Raw genomic sequence first — 17,936 nt, forward strand, 5'->3', positions numbered from 1 at the left:
TATAAATTTTGATGCAAAATTAATCGATTTTATTCAATTCTTCTTGAAATTTCTCAAAAAACTGCCCTACATGATATCCATCTACCAAAGCATGATTTACATTAACAGCCACAGGCATTAACATTTTTTTATTTTGCTCCTTTATTTTACCAAAAGCTAATTGAGGTACGCTATCGTTTTTATTTCCTGAAAAAGGTTCTTTATGCCCTGTAAAGCTTACCCAAGGAATGGCCGAACAATGTATACATCCTAAAGAGTACTTGGACGGAAACAAATCATTAGAATTTAAAATTCGTTCTTTTTCCTTTTGAAAGTTACAATTGAATTCCTCAAACTTTTCAGAATAATCTATATACGAGAATCCAAAAGTGTTATCAGGCCTTGCAATAGTTGCTGAAGCGTTGATTACTTCGTAAACAGCTATTTTATCACCTTCTAATCTATATTTTAAATTCTCAACTGCATTTATAGCTTTCATGCAAGCATGTAAGTATCGGACAAAAAAGGACTGATTCTTTTCTTTTGCTAATTGATAGATTATAGACACATCTACATCTGCAACTAATCCAAAAGTTGGATCTTCTAAAGTTCTAAAATGTTTAAAAAGCTCTTTCCTATTCCAACTTTCAATATCTAGGTATTTCATTTATAAAAATTTTAATACATCTGTAATACTAGATACTGTTTTGTAAGCATCTGATTTTTGCTCTTCTTTAACCTCTTCGTGTGCCCATGTTGTATGAAACGGAACATGAATCGCTGTTGCTCCTATTTCAATTAACGGTAACACATCTGATTTTAATGAGTTTCCTATCATTAAAAACTCTGAAGGATTAATATCTAAGCGTTTTACTAATTTTTTATAATCAGTTTTTTTCTTCTCACTCATCACTTCTGTATGATGAAAATATTTTAAAATTCCTGATTTTGCCAACTTACGTTCTTGATCTAACAAATCTCCTTTGGTTGCTACAATTAACTTATATTTTCCATGTAATTCTTGCAACACCTCTTCTACCCCATCTAGGAGTTCTATTGGTTTTTCTAACATATCTTTTCCTATTTCAAGAATTTCTTCCATTTTTTTAGGACTAATTTTATAGTTAGAAATTTCTAGCGCACATTCAACCATTGACAGCATAAAACCTTTTACTCCGTACCCGTATATTTTAAGATTTTCTATTTCTTTTTTAAACAACTCTTGATGGATTTTATTCTCTGTTTCATAATCGGACAATAATCGAGCAAAATCATCTTCAGCATCACGAAAGTAAGTCTCGTTTACCCAAAGTGTATCATCTGCATCAAAAGATATTATTTTAATATTATTCATTTTCTAGTTGTTTTATAGCTTTCTCTAAATCTTCAGGAGTATCAATACCAATACTCTCCACTGAAGTTTCTATCATCTTTATTTTTTTTCCTACTTCTAAATAACGAATACATTCAATTTTTTCAGCAGCCTCTATTGGTGTCATAGGGGTATGATAAAAATCAATTAACGCTTCTTTTCTGAACGCATAAACTCCTTTGTGCTTATAATAGTTTACAGGAACTTCTTTATCTCGATGATATGGAATTATACTTCTTGAAAAATAAATAGCAAAATCATTTGTATCAGTAATTACCTTAACGTTATTTGGGTTTTGAATATCTTCTTTATTCGTCATTTTTACTTTTAGTGATGCTAAATCTATTTCTTTTTGAATATCAGATTTAAAAACACTAATTAGTTTTGACAACGAAACTGTATCAATAAAGGGTTCATCTCCTTGTACGTTTACCACAATATCTACATCTAAATTTTCAACTGCTTCTGCTATTCTATCAGAACCACATTCATGTTCCTTTTTACTCATTAAAACCTTACCTCCTACTTTTTCTATAGAGTTATAAATTACTTCGGAATCGGTTACCACATATACCTCATCAAAAAGGTTTGCTTTTACAGCTGCTTCATAGGTTCTTACAATTACAGGTTTTCCTCCTAAATCTTTCATCAATTTCCCTGGAAAACGTGATGCACTATAACGTGCAGGTATCATTGCTATTATCTTCATAAATAATCATAAGTGTTTACGTATCAAAGATACATATTTAAACTGCCATCATAAAAACTGATAATACTCACTTTTATAAAACTTTAACATTAAATACTTTTTAGTTTTGTTCAATTATTAAAAACTTTTACTACTTTTGAGTCATTATGAAGACGCTTTTAGGTACATACACGTTTATTTTTAACACAATCAATTCGATTATGTGTACTGCCCGCATGCATAAACAATATGTATATGTAACTAAAAGCACCCAAAGAAACAGATTTAAACATCGATTTTAAACAATCAATTTTAATATAAATTTAACCAAAGGTGCTTTTTTAAAAAAGCACCTTTTTTATTTACTAATATTTTAAATTTTAAACATTATGAACACTTTTAAGTATCGAAACTCAATTAGAAAACATGTAGCCTCAACTGTAATGTACTCAGTACAAAATCCATTTTACAGAGACCCGGAATTACTAATACTTAATCCTTAAAATTATCATGAAAACATTAAATATCACATCAAACAGTCAGCCAAATCAATTTATAGTTAACAAAAAGCAGGTTAGCAAAAACAAAGTGTTAAAAACTTCAGTTTTATACGATAAAATTGAATCTAGCGCGAATACTTCTTTAGGCTTTTATCCAGACTCTTCTAATTTTAGTTTTAACAGTATCGAGTTTGATCTGTTAGGCAACGCATACCTTAATGATAAACTTGTTATCAAAAACAATATTAAAAAATTGAGTGATACTGAGATTATTTTCAATATAACAGTATCTAAAAAAGAAGAAAAGAAACAAAATATTATATGTACAGCTACTTTTGGCTATACAATTAAAAAAGCGTCTTAATTATTCCTAAAAATTGATTTTACAATCAATTAAGCAATCGTTAAGTTAGTTTGGTTTGTTTATAAGCTTAGGAGATTTTTTTCTCTTAAGCTTATTTTATATACGTTTCTAATAGTTCTGAAGGATTTTCTGATAAAATTTCCACTTTATCAATACATGCTGGTACCAAGATTGTTTCTCCTTTTCTTACAACTTCTTGTTGACTTTCATAAAAGAATGTTACCTCCCCTTCTACGCACATATAAATTACGAAGCAATCTTTTTTAGATAAATCTATTTCTTTTTTCCCCTCCACTGGTAATATATTTGTTGTAAAATAAGGGCATGCAACAACTTTATTCGCTATATTTTTTTGTTTCTTATAAGTTGTTTTATAGGAACTTTTAGCTGAGAAATCAATAGCTTCTAATGCTTTTTCAGTATGGAGTTCTCGGTAATTACCGTCTATATCTTTTCTATCCCAATCGTAAATACGGTAAGTTATGTCTGAGGTTTGTTGAATTTCAGCAATCAGTAAACCAGCACCAATAGCGTGTACTCTTCCTGGTGGCACAAAATAAACATCTCCTTTGGACACTTTATCTACATTTAAAATACTTAAGAGCGTCTTGTTATTTAGGTGATATACGTATTCTTCTTTATTAGAGTTTTCTTTAAAACCTATAATAATATTAGCTTCATTATCGGCTTGCATTACATACCACATCTCTGTCTTCCCAAAAGACTCTTGAAGTTCTGCTAATTTATCATCAGGATGTACTTGAATACTTAAAACCTCTTTTGCATCAATAAATTTTATTAATAATGGAAACTGCTCTCCAAAAGTTTCATATACATATTCACCTACTAAATCGTTCTTATACTCTTTTAAAAGACTTCTTAATGTTCTTCCTTTAAGGTTACCATTACTAACAACCGATTCATCTCCATCAACATCTGAAATTTCCCAACTCTCTCCAATATTGGATCCGTCTGAGTTTTTATGAAGTAGTAGGTTTAGTTTTTTTCCTCCCCAAACCTTTTGCTTTAAAATTGGAGTAAATCTTAGTAATTGGTTTATCATAAATTATGTACCTCTATAAGTTACGTAGTTTCTTGGAGTTTCATATAATGTAATTGCTAAGTCTAATTTTTCTGGAATACTTACACGTAACTTATTATAAATTACTACTGATATGTTTTCTACTGTAGGATTAACATTTTTAAACTCCTTTACTTCAATATTTAAGTTTTTATGATCCAATAGATCTTCAACCTTCGACTTAATTAAATCTTTCAGCTTACCTAAATCATATACATATCCTGTTTCTTGATCTATCTCACCAGTTAATGAAACAATTAGCTCATAATTATGACCGTGGTAGTTAGGGTTACTACACTTACCAAAAACCTCGTAATTTTTCTCATCAGACCATTTAGGGTTAAATAACCTATGTGCTGCATTAAAATGTGCTTTTCTGTGAACTGTTACTTTAGGCATAATTAAATATACTTAGATATTTTATCGTACGATTCTTTAAAAATTATTTTAAACCAAGCTGTATACTTTTCTGGATGATTATCTATATCATTTTTCACCTCCTTTAAAGGCATCCATTTATATGACGCCACTTCTTCAGGGTTTACAATAGGTTCGTCGTTAAATCGACCAATCATTACATGATCGTATTCATGCTCTGTTAAGCCATTATCAAACGGAGCTTTATAAATAAAAGAGAATACTTCTTCTAACTCACATGAAAACCCCATTTCTTCTTGTAATCTACGTTTTCCAGCTTCAATGTTCGATTCTCCATCTCTTTGGTGTGAACAACAAGTATTTGTCCATAACAAAGGGGAGTGATATTTTTCAGCAGCACGTTGTTGTAACATCAATTCATTTTTATCATTAAAAACAAATACCGAAAATGCCCTGTGTAGTAAAGCTTTTTCATGTGCTTCAATTTTTTCCATTAATCCTATCGGATTATCTTGCTGATCAACTAAAATTACTTGCTCTTTCATCTAGAAAATTTACGAAAAGCAAACTTACAAAATTGCGACCAGTTCAACAATTAAAACCTTTTGAACAGTTCGCTTTAAAATGTATCTTTGCAACCTTAAAATTTATAGATGAGTTTTTTAGAAGAAATACAGAAGAGACGTACATTTGGAATTATATCACACCCAGATGCAGGTAAAACCACCTTAACTGAAAAATTATTACTTTTTGGTGGAGCGATTCAAGAAGCTGGTGCGGTAAAAAATAATAAAATTAAAAAAGGAGCTACTTCTGATTTTATGGAGATTGAACGCCAACGTGGTATCTCTGTTGCTACCTCTGTATTAGCTTTTATTTATAAAGACAAAAAAATCAATATTCTTGATACCCCTGGTCACAAAGATTTTGCTGAGGACACCTTTAGAACCTTAACTGCGGTAGATAGTGTTATTGTAGTTATTGATGTCGCAAAAGGGGTTGAGGAACAAACCGAAAAGTTAGTAGAGGTTTGTCGTATGCGAAAAATTCCAATGATTGTTTTCATTAACAAGTTGGATCGTGAAGGAAAAGATGCTTTTGATCTATTAGATGAAGTTGAGCAAAAACTAGGTTTAAAAGTAACTCCTTTAAGTTTCCCTATTGGAATGGGATACGATTTTAAAGGAATTTACAACATTTGGGAAAAGAAACTAAACATTTTTTCTGGAGACAATAAACAAACCATCTCAGAAGGTGTTGAATTTGATAATATAGACAACCCTGAACTAGATAAAATTGTTGGAGAAAATTCTGCAAATACACTTCGTGAAGAATTGGAATTAGTAAATGAAGTATATCCAGACTTTAACCAAGAAGCTTACGTTAATGGAGATTTACAGCCTGTCTTCTTTGGTTCTGCTTTAAATAACTTTGGTGTAAAAGAATTGTTAGATTGTTTTATTGATATTGCTCCAAATCCTCAACCAAAACAAGCTGAAGAACGCTTGGTTGATTCTAAAGAAGAAAAATTGACAGGGTTTGTATTTAAGATTCATGCAAACATGGATCCTAAACACCGTGATCGTTTAGCTTTCGTAAAGATTGTATCAGGAACTTTTAAAAGAAATACCCCTTACTTACACGTTCGTAACGGTAAAAAAGTAAAATTCTCTAGTCCGAATGCCTTTTTTGCTGAAAAGAAGGAAATTGTTGAAGAGTCTTTTCCTGGAGACATTGTTGGTTTGCACGATACTGGAAACTTTAAAATTGGCGATACGTTAACCGAAGGAGAACAATTAAACTTTAAAGGAATTCCTAGTTTCTCTCCTGAGCATTTCCGTTATGTAAATAATGCCGACCCAATGAAAGCTAAACAACTTTATAAAGGTTTAGACCAGTTAATGGATGAAGGAGTTGCTCAGTTATTTACCTTAGATATGAACGGTCGAAGAATTATTGGTACAGTTGGAGCTCTACAATACGAGGTAATTCAGTATCGTTTAGAGCATGAATATGGTGCTAAATGTTCGTATGAAAATATTGCAGTACACAAAGCTTGTTGGGTTGAACCAGAAGACCCTAAAAATGAAGAATTCAAAGAGTTTAAACGTGTAAAACAACGTTATTTAGCTAAAGACAAACAAGGTCAACTAGTGTTTTTAGCTGATTCTCCGTTTACAATTCAAATGACACAAAGCAAATATCCAACAGTAAAATTACATTTCACTAGTGAGTTTTAACAAACCCTACATATTCTCTTTTCTATTCTCTCTTTTCTCTTTTATAACTTATAGTCAAGAGGATTTATCGAGTTTACAAGGAAAAGAATTACACAATAAAGTTCGTTTGAATTTTATTCCTGTTGAAATGCCTTCGGATAAGTTTACTGACTTAAAACCAACGATGGGTTTGACTGGTTTGCACTATCAAATCCCTATTAATAACTGGTTATACGGAGGTGCTGGATTTCATTTTGCAGTAACAGGAGACCAAGGAGGATTATTTACCTTAGGTGCTGAATTAGGAATAAATAAACAACTATACAAAAACTTATATATTGATGCTAACTTCCATTTTGGCGGCGGCGGCGGATATCGTTACTTGGTAAACGATGGCGGTTTTATCAATCCGAATATCGGATTACAGTACAAAAAGAACGATTACTCCTTCGGAATACAATACAGTCATGTTAACTTTTTATCAGGAGAAATTAAAAGTAATTCCGTTTCTTTCTTTGTAGAGATACCAAGTATTTTACGTTTTACTGATTATGATAAAGCGCATCAAAAATTTGTAGCAGACAATCTTTCTCCAGATAGTTTTTGGAGTAAACCAGTGGTTAAAAATGCACAACAAATTCGTTTTGATTTCTTTAAACCTATTGGTAATTCGAAAAAAGATAATGGGGATGACCTAAATGAATTACTATATGTACTTGGATTTGAGTATCAGAAATATTTGAACGAAAATACTTTTCTATTTGCTCACACCGATGCAATTTACAGGGGGCTACGCGCTGGCTTTATGGATTTATTTATTGGTGCGGGGTATCATCCATATCAATCAAAATACGTTAATATTTTCGGAAAATTAGGTATTGGTGCTGCTGGTGGTCGTGTAGCTCCTGAAGGTGGGTTAATGATCTACCCTTCTGCAGGAATTGACTTAAAACTATTTAAAAACATTGCTATTAGTGGTCATGGTGGATATTATCGTGCCATTGCTGGTGATTTAGAAGCCTATACTTTCGGATTTGGTTTAAAGTACTTCGGATTTAACGGCGGAACATCTTCCGAAGAGAGCAGTACTTATCTTACAAGAGGGTTGCGTTTTGAAGTTCAAAATCAAAGTTATTTTGATGTTGCTAAAACAGATGATATTTACGACGCTACTGAAATTGACTTACAATTAATTGGCTTTAAAGTTAACTATGATTTAAATCATTCGCTATACATTGCTGGAGAAGCTGGTTTTGCATATGACGGTCGTTCGGGTGGATATGCTCACGGATTAGTCGGTGGTGGTATATATAGTCCGTATTTTTTTAACAACAAAATGCGTGGATTTATAGAAGTTATGGCAGGAGCTGGCGGAGGTGCTGGTGTAGATACTGACGAAGGAATCATTATTCGTCCTACTCTTGGATTGAGTTATGATATCGTAAATCAGGTTTCTATAATTGTATCTGGAGGTAGATATTACTCTCCTTTTGGAAATGTTAACTCTAACAATATTAACATAGGTTTAAGCTTTAACCTTTCAACTTTATCTGTAAAAAATTAACTTTGTCATTGCTAAGAAAAACAATGATTTAGCTATTTTAATAAAAAGATTCTTTTTTTCCCTTAAATTTTGGACACTAGAATCATACATATATAAATAAACAAGAGAAAAATGGATAACGGAATTTATGCAAAGTTCACCACTCCAAAAGGTGAAATTTTAGTAAACTTAGAATACGAAAAAACTCCTGGAACTGTAGGTAACTTTGTTGCTTTAGCAGAAGGAAATTTAGAAAACTCAGCGAAACCACAAGGAACTCCTTATTATAACGGATTAAAATTCCACCGTGTAATTGCTGATTTTATGATTCAAGGAGGATGTCCTCAAGGAACAGGAACAGGAAACCCTGGTTATAAATTTGATGACGAAATTCACCCTGAATTAAAACACAATGCTCCAGGAAAATTATCTATGGCAAATGCAGGTCCTGGAACCAATGGTTCTCAATTTTTTATTACACATGTTGCTACTCCTTGGTTAGACGGTAAACACACTGTTTTTGGTAGTGTTATTGAAGGACAAGACGTTGTTGATGCAATTGCTCAAGACGATACTATGGATGTAGAAATTATTCGTGTTGGTAGTGATGCTGAAGCTTTTAATGCTGTAGAAGCTTTTAGAACTTTTGAAGGAGCTCGTGAAAAACGTGAAGCTGAAGCAAAAGCTAAACAAAAAGAGTTATTAAATCAAGTAGCAGCAGGATATGACGAAACTCCAAGCGGTTTACGTTATAAGATCTTACAAAATGGAGACGGAAAACAAGCTACTAAAGGAGCTATGGTTTCTGTACACTATAAAGGTCAGTTATTAGATGGAACTGTATTTGATTCATCATATAAGCGCAAACAACCTATCGATTTTGCTATTGGTGTTGGTCAGGTAATTCCTGGTTGGGATGAAGGTATTCAGTTGTTAAAAGTGGGCGACAAAGCTCGTTTAGTAATTCCATCTGACTTAGCATATGGTGCACAAGGTGCTGGTGGTGTAATTCCTCCAAACGCTACTTTAATTTTTGATGTTGAGTTAATGAATGTAAAGTAATAGCTTACAATTTATTATACAAGTAAGTAAAGCCTTCATAAATTATGAAGGCTTTTTTTATTATCTCATTTCACTTAATATTTACTTAATATTCATAACATTAAAGAACATATTACTTAATAGATATATCATAATTACTTAAGAACAAAAGAGTAAAAAAGAATGATTTTTACGTCATCAAACAAGCTCTTAAGCCTTATGAAAACAACTTTCCTTTTTTTAACATTTTTTCTTTTCACCTCAATTACACTCGAAGCTCAAGAAGTATGTACTACGCCTGAAGATAATACTATTGATTTAAATATTATTAGTATGAATAAATGTGAAATTGGTAAAGAAAATCAAATTCCTAGAAAAAAAACAACTCAAACACTAACTGCTAGAAACAGAATAAAAAAAGTAAGAAAGATTACTCAAAAAAATCAATCAAGCTTAAATGCTTCTTCAAAAGTTTCTATTATTACTACAAACAATGACTTATCAATACAAAATTCTTTAAAATCTCAAACTAAAGAAATTTTATTTTCTGTTGTTGATCAAGTTCCTTTATTTCCTAAGTGTAAAAATAGTTCTAACGAAAATGCAAAAAAATGTTTTAAAGACAATATGCAAAAACATTTTTCTAAAAATTATTATCCTGAAGTCTTTTCAGAAGAAGGTATACGTGGCAGAATTTTGATTCAATTCACAATAGATATATATGGATTACCAAAAAACATTCAAGTAGTAAGCTCTAAACCAAGTGATATTATTACCAACGAAATCAACCGAATTATTAACAAGTTACCTCAGTTAGAATCAGGTAAGGAAAAAGGAATTCCTGTTGATGTTACATACTCTTTTCCTATAAATTTAATCTTAAATTAATATAAAACATTTATCTAGATTTTCAGATAATTTTATTTTCGTGCTCCTTAAAAATTCCTCTTTAACACACACAAATGAAACATATCTTTACCTTTTTTTTATTTTCAATATCATTTTCTTATGCTCAAGAAAAATGTGAAACCCCAAATGAAAATATCCAAGATTTAAATACCATTAGTATTACTAAGTGCTCTATAGAAGATGTAAAAGAAGCTCTAGAAACTGAAAAAACTAAAGAAATTTCGACAAGAAAAAGACATCGTAAACTTAGAAAAACAAATACTATTTCAGCAAAATCAAATAAAGTAGAAGAAATAAAAAGTAAAAATTCTCTTGTAGAAAAACTAAACTTAAAAGAAGATATTTTAACTTCTTTAGATAAAATTCCTTTTCATCTAGTTGAACAAATTCCTTTGTTTAATGAGTGTAAAAAGACTCCAATTCTACAACAATCTAAGTGTTTTGAAAAAGAAATGATTAAACATATTGTTAGAAATTTTGATTATCCAAAAGAGGCCTTGCGAAAAAAAATTGAAGGTAAAATTTTAGTTCAATTTACTATTGATAAGCAAGGAAAAGTAATTGACATAAAAAAGAAAGGACCCAAAAACAGTGCACTTCTAAAAAAAGAAGCAGAAAGATTAATTTCACTGCTCCCTAAATTTATTCCTGGAAGTCATAAAGGTAGCTCGGTTAATGTAAAATATGCTCTACCTATAATTTTTAAAGTTCCATAACTTTATATTTTCTTTTTAAAGGAACTATCTTTTGGTCAAGATTATAAAATAATTTGCTATATTCTATTTTTTACTTATATTTACAGCGTTAGTTAACGTGTTAATAACTAAACCAAACACTTAAAAATAGAGCACACATGATTAAAAAATTCCCCTTAGTAGTAGCTGCTATGCTACTTTCTTTAGCGGCTGTAGGACAAGAAGTATGTACTACTCCAGATGAACAAATCGCTGATCCAAACAGTATCACAAAATGTGCAATTGAAGACACCGAGAGTGGTGCAAAAAAACAACTTTCTATTGAAGTCTCAACCAGAAGACGTGTTGTTCGTAAGAACAAAGAGGCTGTTTCTGCTATAGGTGGAGGTATTAATTCTTCACAAAAAGTAGCTGATATTAAAAAGAAGTCTTTGTTAATTGGTAAACTTGAGTTAGAAGATAATTCTTCAACTATTGAAAAAGTACCTTTTAATTTAGTTGAAGAAATTCCATTGTTTAGTAAGTGTAACAATGTTCCTTTAATAAAGCAAGCAAAGTGTTTTGAAACAAACATGACTAAACATATTATTAAAAATTTCAACTACCCTCAAGACGCCATTGAAGCTGGTATACAAGGAAGAGTTTTAGTTCAATTTACAATCAATGAGCAAGGAAATGTTGAAGATATCTTACTACGTGGGCCAAAAGGTGGAGAGTCTTTAGAAAAAGAAGCTGAAAGAATAATTAATAACCTTCCAAACTTTATTCCTGGTAAACATAATGGTAGGACTGTTAAAGTAAAGTACGGAGTTCCTATCACTTTCAAGGCTCCAGGAGCATCAAATAATTCTTCATCTAGTACAACAAGTAAAGTCGTAGCTAAAAAAAGTTCTAATGTAGTAAAAGAAAAAACTATTACTGATTTTGTAAAATTTGTAGAGGTACAAAGTATTCCTCAATTCAAAGCTTGTACAAAAGTTCCTGATATGCAAAAATTAACCTGTTTCAATGAAAGAATGGTTAGTCATATTCAAAGAAACTTTAACTACCCTGCAGCAGCTGCAGAACAAAATATTGAAGGTAGAGTATGGGTTCGCTTTATCATAGATAAAAAAGGAGAGGTAACTAACATAAAAATGAAAGGACCTAAAGATGGTCACTTATTAGAACAAGAAGCTAAGAGAATGGTTTCTAAGTTACCTAAATTCGTTCCTGGAGAACATAATGGAAAAACAGCTAATGTTGAGTACTACATTCCTGTTAACTTTAAACTTCATGAATAAGGTATAAAATAACTCTTAAAAGTGTTTAAAAAAGCTTCTAATTATATAATTAGAAGCTTTTTTAGTTTTATTTCTTTTAAAATTTTTAAATTTACTAGAATACTCTCCTCTTTTAATTTTTTATCTCACTATAACACCTATATACCTTTACTCCTATTAAGGTAGAGTTTTCCTCTTTTTAATCCTTTATTAGAAAATTACTTTATATACACCTTTTTCTTTTACCTGTTTTAAAGCATAAATGAAGGTTTTCATACTTTCTCTGATTATCTAAACAATATCAAAATAGAACTTAAATTAGGTAAGTTATTAAAGTAATGAGCATAAAAAAAGCCAGCAATAATGCTGGCTTACTTTTTTGTCTTTTTTTCTTATTAAAGCTTAATGTTTTCTTCTGTTGCTAACAAACCAAAAAACTTATCTAAGTTTGGTAAAATTACAATTCTAGTTCTTCTATTTCTAGCTCTATTGCTAGCCGAGTTATTTTCAACAAGTGGCACAGAACTTCCTCTACCAGAAGCTATTAATCTACTTGGATCAACGTTGTATTTTTTCTCTAAAAGCCTAACGATAGATGTTGCTCTTTTAACACTTAAATCCCAGTTATCTTGTACAACTGCATTACTAATAGGTCTTGAGTCTGTATGACCTTCTATCATAACATCCATGCTTGGTTCAGAGTTAATCACATCAGCTAATTTTTTTATTAATTTATGTGCATTTTTTTTAACTCTATAACTAGCTGTATTAAATAACATTTTGTCTGAAACAGAAATCATCACAACTGTTTGATCAATGTCAATATTTACATCTTCATCATTTTCTAACTCTGAAGTATTGATAGATTTTTTTAAGTTGTGAGCAATAGCTACATTCATGGAGTCTTTTAACGTTTTAACATTAGCTAACTCAGCTGGATCAACATTTTTAAGCGTTTCTCTCATTTTTTCTTTTACAGAGTTTGAGATTACAGCTGATTTTCCAACCATATCTAGCTTAATGTTATTTTCTTCATGAAGTGTTTCGTTTACACTCTTTAATGAGTTAATTTTTTCATTGTAATCATCAACTCTCTTTTCTATTTTAGCAAACTTAGCTTCTAATTGCTCTTTTTCTAGAGTTGTCTTTTGTAAATTTCCTCTAGTATCATTATACTTTTGTTCAAGTTCTACATACTTCTTTTTTGATACACAAGACGACATTGTTAAAGCCAATACCGCTAAAGGAATAAATAATTTTTTCATAATTAATAATAAATGATAATAAGTTAATGTAACTCTATAACTTAATTTTCGATATATTATTATGTCAGTATAAATAAAAAACTCCTTTAAATAAAGGAGTTTTTTATTTGTTGATTTTACAACTATTCAAATAAAATTTTATTTTTTATAGTTTAATTTTACGTTTTTGTTTAACTTTTGACAATCACTATCTTTTTCTTTAAAACATTTATTATCCTCTGGTCTTAAGCTTCTATCAGTTTTTTTTAAGTTTTTGCTTAAAAACTCTAAAAAATTACTTTTTCTTGTCGTAAATCTTCTATTGATCCTTTTCTTTTCTTGTTCCTGTCTTATTTCTATAGATTCACTCCCTTCTACTATATAAAAATATGAACGTCTGTTTAATTGATATTCTTCTTCAGTACACTTTTTTCCGTCTACACAATCATTTAAAGGGTTGTCTTCACCATAACCTATAGCACTTTCAATTCTATTACTTGCAATTCCTCTTGATAGTATGTAATCTCTCGTAGATTTTGCTCTTTTATCTGACAAAAACCTATTGTAATCTCTTCTACCTCGACTATCTGTATGTGACTCTATTTTTATCACTAACTCAGGATGATTAGTCATTACTGTTACAATATTTTCTAACTCATACTCTGCATCCTCCCTAATATCATACTTATCATAATCAAAATAAATAGGTTTTATAACTATTTGGTTTCCTATTATTAATGGTGTTAACTTTAAGTTTGCTATAATTTCTTTATTTCTCTTATTATTAGTTCGAACTATACTTCTATTTGATCTATGATCTAATTTAGTTGCTGTAACTGTATAGGTATTATTACATGGCACATCTTTGAAAGTATAGTTACCTGAACTATCAGAAATTGTTTCTGCTATAACTTCTTTTTCTTTATTAATTAGTTTTACTACAACCGCATCTACCGGAGTATTTGTTTTATTGTTTTCTATTACTCCTTTAACAATTTGTGTACAAATTGGTGGGTCCGTATAAATAAAGAAGCTATAAATATCATCATCTCCTTTTCCTTTTTCTCTATTTGACGAAAAGAAACCTCTTTTTCCATTTTCACTTATAAAAAATGAAAAGTCGTCTTTTTTACTATTGAATGGATACCCTAAGTTTTCAGGTGATAAAAATGTACCATCCTCTTTAATCTTTGCTTGAAAAATATCAAGCAGTCCTAAACCTAAATGCCCGTTAGATGAAAAATATAATACATTATCATTTCCTACATACGGAAAGACTTCTTTCTCTGATGTATTTATGTCACTTCCTAAATTTACTGGTTCTCCATACTCATCATTTCCTTTTATTTCTACTTTATAAATGTCAGACTGCCCATATCCTCCTGGCATATTAGAAACAAAGTATAATGTTTTTTCATCTGGACTTAAAGCTGGATGACCTGTTGAATATTCATCTTTATTAAATGGTAGCTCTTTAACGTTAACCCAATAACCATTAATATAACTGGCTTTATAAATTTTTAAATTAGATATGTTTTTCTTACTTCTCTTTACTTTCTTTCCTTCAGAATTATTTCTTGTAAAGTAAATGGTTTTTCCATCTTTTGTAAAAACAGGGGTCGACTCATGTAATTCAGAAGCTATTGGCTCTCCTAGCTTTTGAACGTTTCCTAAAACTAAGATAGTGTCTTGCTTACTACCTTCTAATGTTTGTATACTTTCTTCTGCCTTATAAATATTTAAAAATGGTTGATTATTCCACTTATATAATTTTTGTTTTTTTGAATCATTAGCTACAGATGATGAGAAATATGCTTTTCCATTCAATAAAAACCCTCCAAATTCTGAATAGGGTGTATTTATTGCTAAGTTCCTTACTCCTATTCTTTTCTCTTTATTAGTGTAGTCTAACAAATAGTTTTCTTTTTTAAGTTCCTTATTTAAACTACTTTTTTGAGCTTGAGTTAATCTTAAAAATATAGAATCTGATTTTTTATACTTTCCATTACTCCTCAAAGCTTGAGCATATTTAAACAAATGTTTTTCTTCTACTTTTTCATTAAAATTTGAAATAAGTTTTTGATACCATATTTCTGCTTCTTCTGTATTTGAATTATTATAGTAAGACTCAGCTAACCTAGTTAACACATGTTGAGAGCTATCTCCTTTAATTAATACTAAATCTTTATATAATTTGGCCGATTGGACATAAGAGAATTCTTCAAAATAACGATCTGCTACTTTTCTACTTTGGCTAAATCCAACTGCAGTAAGCATTAACAATATTGTTAATGTTAGTATCTTTTTTAATTTCATTTCTCTCTTTTTAAAAGAATCTCGGTGACCTATATCTAATATCCTTAAAGATTTCATACTGTAGCATAATTTCGTGTGTCCCAGAATTTGTTACATTATAGTTTGATGTTGTTAAATCATATGAATACCCTATAAGTAAAGAGTCTGTTGCTTGAAAACCTAAAAGTGCACTTACAGAATCATCCCATCTCCAAGAAGCTCCAACTCTAAACTTCTCATTAAATAGTAAATTAGCTGAAATATCTAATGATAGAGGTGCCCCTGAAACTCCTTTTAACAAAGCTGCTGGTTTAAACTTTAAGTCTTCATTTATATCGAAAACATATCCTGCGATTAAGAAAAAGTGCATTCTTTCTACTGCTACTTCTCCTGGAGTTTCAGCATCGTAATGTTCCATTCTTAAAATATTAGGTACCGATAATCCAACATACCATTGTGGTTGATGATAATAAATACCTGCTCCAACAGTTGGTAAGAACTTATTAATATTATCTTGAAAAACAACTTCATCATCTTTATAAGTTCCTTTTGACCAATCTATATTTAATAACCTTCCTCCTAAACGTAAACCAAAGGCTAAATTACCTTCTGCACCTGTTTGTATATTGTAAGATACATTAGCGTCTAAATATATTTCACTAGATGGTCCTACTTGGTCATTCATTAAGTTAACCCCTAATCCTAACCCAGAATATCCTAAAGGAGTATCGTATGATAAGTTTTGAGTATTGGGAGCTCCTTCAAAACCTACCCACTGCATTCTGCCTAATGCAGTAATTACTGTATGCCCTCTAGACCCTGCATAAGCAGGGTTTACATTCATTGTATTGTACATATACTGTGTGTACTGAGGATCTTGTTGCGCATGAATATTTGTGGTTATACAAATACTCATTGTACATATTATGATTAAACTTAAATATAATTTCATTTGATTAATACTTTTATTCATCAGTCTTTTTTATAAATCTAGATTATCTATTAATGTAAATCCAGCCTTTTTTAACTTTACTTCCATTTCCAAGGTCTAAAATATAGAAGTATGTTCCAACTGGCAATTTATCGCCTACATTTATATTAGCTCTACCTTCAGAGATTCCTCTAAACACAACACTGCTATTGTTATATCCTTCAGTTTTATATACTGTATTACCCCATCTATTAAAAATTTCAAGAGTATTATTTGGGAAATTTTCAATACAATCAATGTGTAAGTAACTGTTTGCTTCATCTCCATTAGGACTCATTAAGTTGTTTACTTTCACACAAGTGTCATCATTGATTGCATCCCCAAACCCATCAAAACCATCTATAATGTCAGGTATTCCATCTCCATCTGTATCTTCTCCATCTATCACTCCGTTACCTCCATCGTTTGGATCTGTAGGGCTAGAGTTATTATCTGGATTATTAGCATCTCCAAAACCATCTAAACCATCAACACTATCAGAAATTCCATCTCCGTCTGAATCATCTAAAGGGTTTTCTACTTGTCCATCTCCATCTTCATCTAAATTCCCTCCTTCTACAACATCATTTACTCCATCATTATCGCTATCTAAATCTTGATAGTTAGGAACACCATCTCCATCTGTATCTAATGGAGTATCATCTCCATTACCTCCCTCACCAAAATTATTTATATCTCCATCAACACTATCAGAAATTCCATCTTCATCAGAATCTGAACCTCCCATATCATTAGAATCTATAACTCCATCACCATTAGTATCGGAACTTTCATTTCCTCCCTCAATAACATCATTAATACCGTCATTATCACTATCTAAATCTTGATAATCTGGAGTACCGTCGCCATCCGTATCTGGCTCTTCATCATTATCTACAGAATCATCAGCTTGTCCATCTCCATTAGCATCTGTATACCCTGAATCGCCAGAGTCTATAACACCGTCTTCGTTGGTATCTAAATCTCCATTTCCTCCTTCTATTACATCATTAATACCATCATTATCAGAATCTAGATCTAATGAATCTGGAATTCCATCACCATCAGTATCTACTAAACCATCTCCCTCTTCAACATCTGGAATCCCATCATTATCATCATCTACATCTACAACATCTGATATGCCATCATTATCCGTGTCTTGTAAATAGTATTTATGAGTATTCAAAGCAGATCCTCTATTCCCATCACTATCAATTGAACTTACACTTGCTTCTACTGTCGTGTCTGTGTCAGCAGCTAAGTCTGATCCTGGTACATTGATGCTGTAGTTTCCACTGGCATCTACGGTACCAGTGTAGTTGTTTCCGTTGATTGTTAGGGTTACGGTGTCTCCTGTATTGAAGTCTCCGCCTACGGTTCCGGTTACTGCAAT

Annotated in this window: 17 protein-coding genes; 7 read left to right on the forward strand and 10 right to left on the reverse strand. The window is 31.0% G+C overall.

Annotation, left to right across the window (positions count from 1 at the left end):
* Positions 1 to 19: 19 nt before the first annotated feature.
* Genes ABHQ57_RS13695 through kdsB form a run of 3 tightly spaced genes read right to left on the reverse strand, consistent with a single transcriptional unit; the run spans position 20 to position 2,060 of the window.
* A complete protein-coding gene (locus ABHQ57_RS13695; protein ID WP_047789137.1) occupies positions 20 to 646 on the reverse strand; it encodes a CatA-like O-acetyltransferase in 627 nt (208 codons plus the stop codon).
* Positions 647 to 1,333 (reverse strand): HAD family hydrolase, encoded by a 687-nt coding sequence (locus tag ABHQ57_RS13700; RefSeq protein WP_047789138.1) that lies wholly within the window; start codon positions 1,331 to 1,333, stop codon positions 647 to 649.
* Positions 1,326 to 2,060, reverse strand: a complete 735-nt coding sequence (kdsB, locus tag ABHQ57_RS13705) for a 3-deoxy-manno-octulosonate cytidylyltransferase (RefSeq protein WP_047789139.1) — start codon at positions 2,058 to 2,060, stop codon at positions 1,326 to 1,328. Before kdsB ends, ABHQ57_RS13700 begins: the two co-directional genes overlap by 8 nt.
* Positions 2,061 to 2,549: 489 nt before the next feature.
* Here kdsB and ABHQ57_RS13710 point away from each other — a divergent pair, with 489 nt between their 5' ends.
* Positions 2,550 to 2,903, forward strand: coding sequence for a hypothetical protein (locus ABHQ57_RS13710; RefSeq protein WP_159614749.1), 354 nt, complete (start codon positions 2,550 to 2,552; stop codon positions 2,901 to 2,903).
* Between the two features lie 91 nt (positions 2,904 to 2,994).
* Here ABHQ57_RS13710 and ABHQ57_RS13715 read toward each other — a convergent pair whose 3' ends face one another.
* The 3 genes from ABHQ57_RS13715 to idi are packed head-to-tail and all read right to left on the reverse strand — an operon-like array spanning position 2,995 to position 4,907.
* Positions 2,995 to 3,966 carry a type I phosphomannose isomerase catalytic subunit gene (locus ABHQ57_RS13715; RefSeq protein WP_167713573.1) on the reverse strand — a complete coding sequence of 324 codons (972 nt, stop codon included), beginning with the start codon at positions 3,964 to 3,966 and terminating at the stop codon, positions 2,995 to 2,997.
* A gap of 3 nt (positions 3,967 to 3,969) precedes the next feature.
* On the reverse strand, positions 3,970 to 4,383 hold the full coding sequence (locus ABHQ57_RS13720) for a 6-carboxytetrahydropterin synthase (RefSeq protein WP_073183816.1): 414 nt from the start codon (positions 4,381 to 4,383) through the stop codon (positions 3,970 to 3,972).
* Between the two features lie 2 nt (positions 4,384 to 4,385).
* A complete protein-coding gene (idi, locus tag ABHQ57_RS13725) occupies positions 4,386 to 4,907 on the reverse strand; it encodes an isopentenyl-diphosphate Delta-isomerase (RefSeq protein WP_167713572.1) in 522 nt (173 codons plus the stop codon).
* Between the two features lie 108 nt (positions 4,908 to 5,015).
* Between idi and ABHQ57_RS13730 the strand changes: the two genes are divergently transcribed.
* The 6 genes from ABHQ57_RS13730 to ABHQ57_RS13755 all read left to right on the forward strand — a co-directional run bounded on the left by ABHQ57_RS13730 (position 5,016) and on the right by ABHQ57_RS13755 (position 12,052).
* Positions 5,016 to 6,602 (forward strand): peptide chain release factor 3, encoded by a 1,587-nt coding sequence (locus ABHQ57_RS13730; RefSeq protein ID WP_167713571.1) that lies wholly within the window; start codon positions 5,016 to 5,018, stop codon positions 6,600 to 6,602.
* A complete protein-coding gene (locus ABHQ57_RS13735) occupies positions 6,592 to 8,145 on the forward strand; it encodes a hypothetical protein (protein WP_231128393.1) in 1,554 nt (517 codons plus the stop codon). Before ABHQ57_RS13730 ends, ABHQ57_RS13735 begins: the two co-directional genes overlap by 11 nt.
* A 111-nt stretch (positions 8,146 to 8,256) precedes the next feature.
* Complete coding sequence (locus ABHQ57_RS13740) at positions 8,257 to 9,186, forward strand: peptidylprolyl isomerase (protein ID WP_167713570.1); 930 nt, start codon at positions 8,257 to 8,259, stop codon at positions 9,184 to 9,186.
* 198 nt (positions 9,187 to 9,384) lie between these two features.
* The gene (locus ABHQ57_RS13745) at positions 9,385 to 10,053 is read left to right on the forward strand and encodes an energy transducer TonB (protein WP_167713569.1); all 669 of its coding nucleotides are present in this window, start codon (positions 9,385 to 9,387) and stop codon (positions 10,051 to 10,053) included.
* Between the two features lie 74 nt (positions 10,054 to 10,127).
* Complete coding sequence (locus tag ABHQ57_RS13750; protein ID WP_047789146.1) at positions 10,128 to 10,790, forward strand: energy transducer TonB; 663 nt, start codon at positions 10,128 to 10,130, stop codon at positions 10,788 to 10,790.
* Between the two features lie 137 nt (positions 10,791 to 10,927).
* Positions 10,928 to 12,052 (forward strand): energy transducer TonB, encoded by a 1,125-nt coding sequence (locus tag ABHQ57_RS13755; RefSeq protein WP_053056675.1) that lies wholly within the window; start codon positions 10,928 to 10,930, stop codon positions 12,050 to 12,052.
* A 374-nt stretch (positions 12,053 to 12,426) separates the two neighbouring features.
* On the opposite strand, the gene ABHQ57_RS13760 is transcribed toward ABHQ57_RS13755, so the two are convergent.
* From ABHQ57_RS13760 to ABHQ57_RS13775, 4 genes are all read right to left on the reverse strand, one after another.
* Positions 12,427 to 13,296, reverse strand: coding sequence for an OmpA family protein (locus ABHQ57_RS13760; RefSeq protein WP_047789147.1), 870 nt, complete (start codon positions 13,294 to 13,296; stop codon positions 12,427 to 12,429).
* A gap of 138 nt (positions 13,297 to 13,434) precedes the next feature.
* On the reverse strand, positions 13,435 to 15,591 hold the full coding sequence (locus tag ABHQ57_RS13765; protein ID WP_167713568.1) for an OmpA family protein: 2,157 nt from the start codon (positions 15,589 to 15,591) through the stop codon (positions 13,435 to 13,437).
* Positions 15,592 to 15,601: 10 nt separating this feature from the next.
* Positions 15,602 to 16,543 (reverse strand): type IX secretion system membrane protein PorP/SprF, encoded by a 942-nt coding sequence (locus tag ABHQ57_RS13770; protein ID WP_389863993.1) that lies wholly within the window; start codon positions 16,541 to 16,543, stop codon positions 15,602 to 15,604.
* Positions 16,544 to 16,565: 22 nt separating this feature from the next.
* Positions 16,566 to 17,936, reverse strand: a 1,371-nt coding sequence (locus tag ABHQ57_RS13775) for a gliding motility-associated C-terminal domain-containing protein (protein WP_389863994.1), incomplete at its 5' end; no start/stop codon positions are given.

The sequence above is a fragment of the Tenacibaculum sp. ZH5_bin.1 genome, assembly GCF_042865525.1.
Taxonomy (GTDB): Bacteria; Bacteroidota; Bacteroidia; order Flavobacteriales; family Flavobacteriaceae; genus Polaribacter; species Polaribacter mesophilus.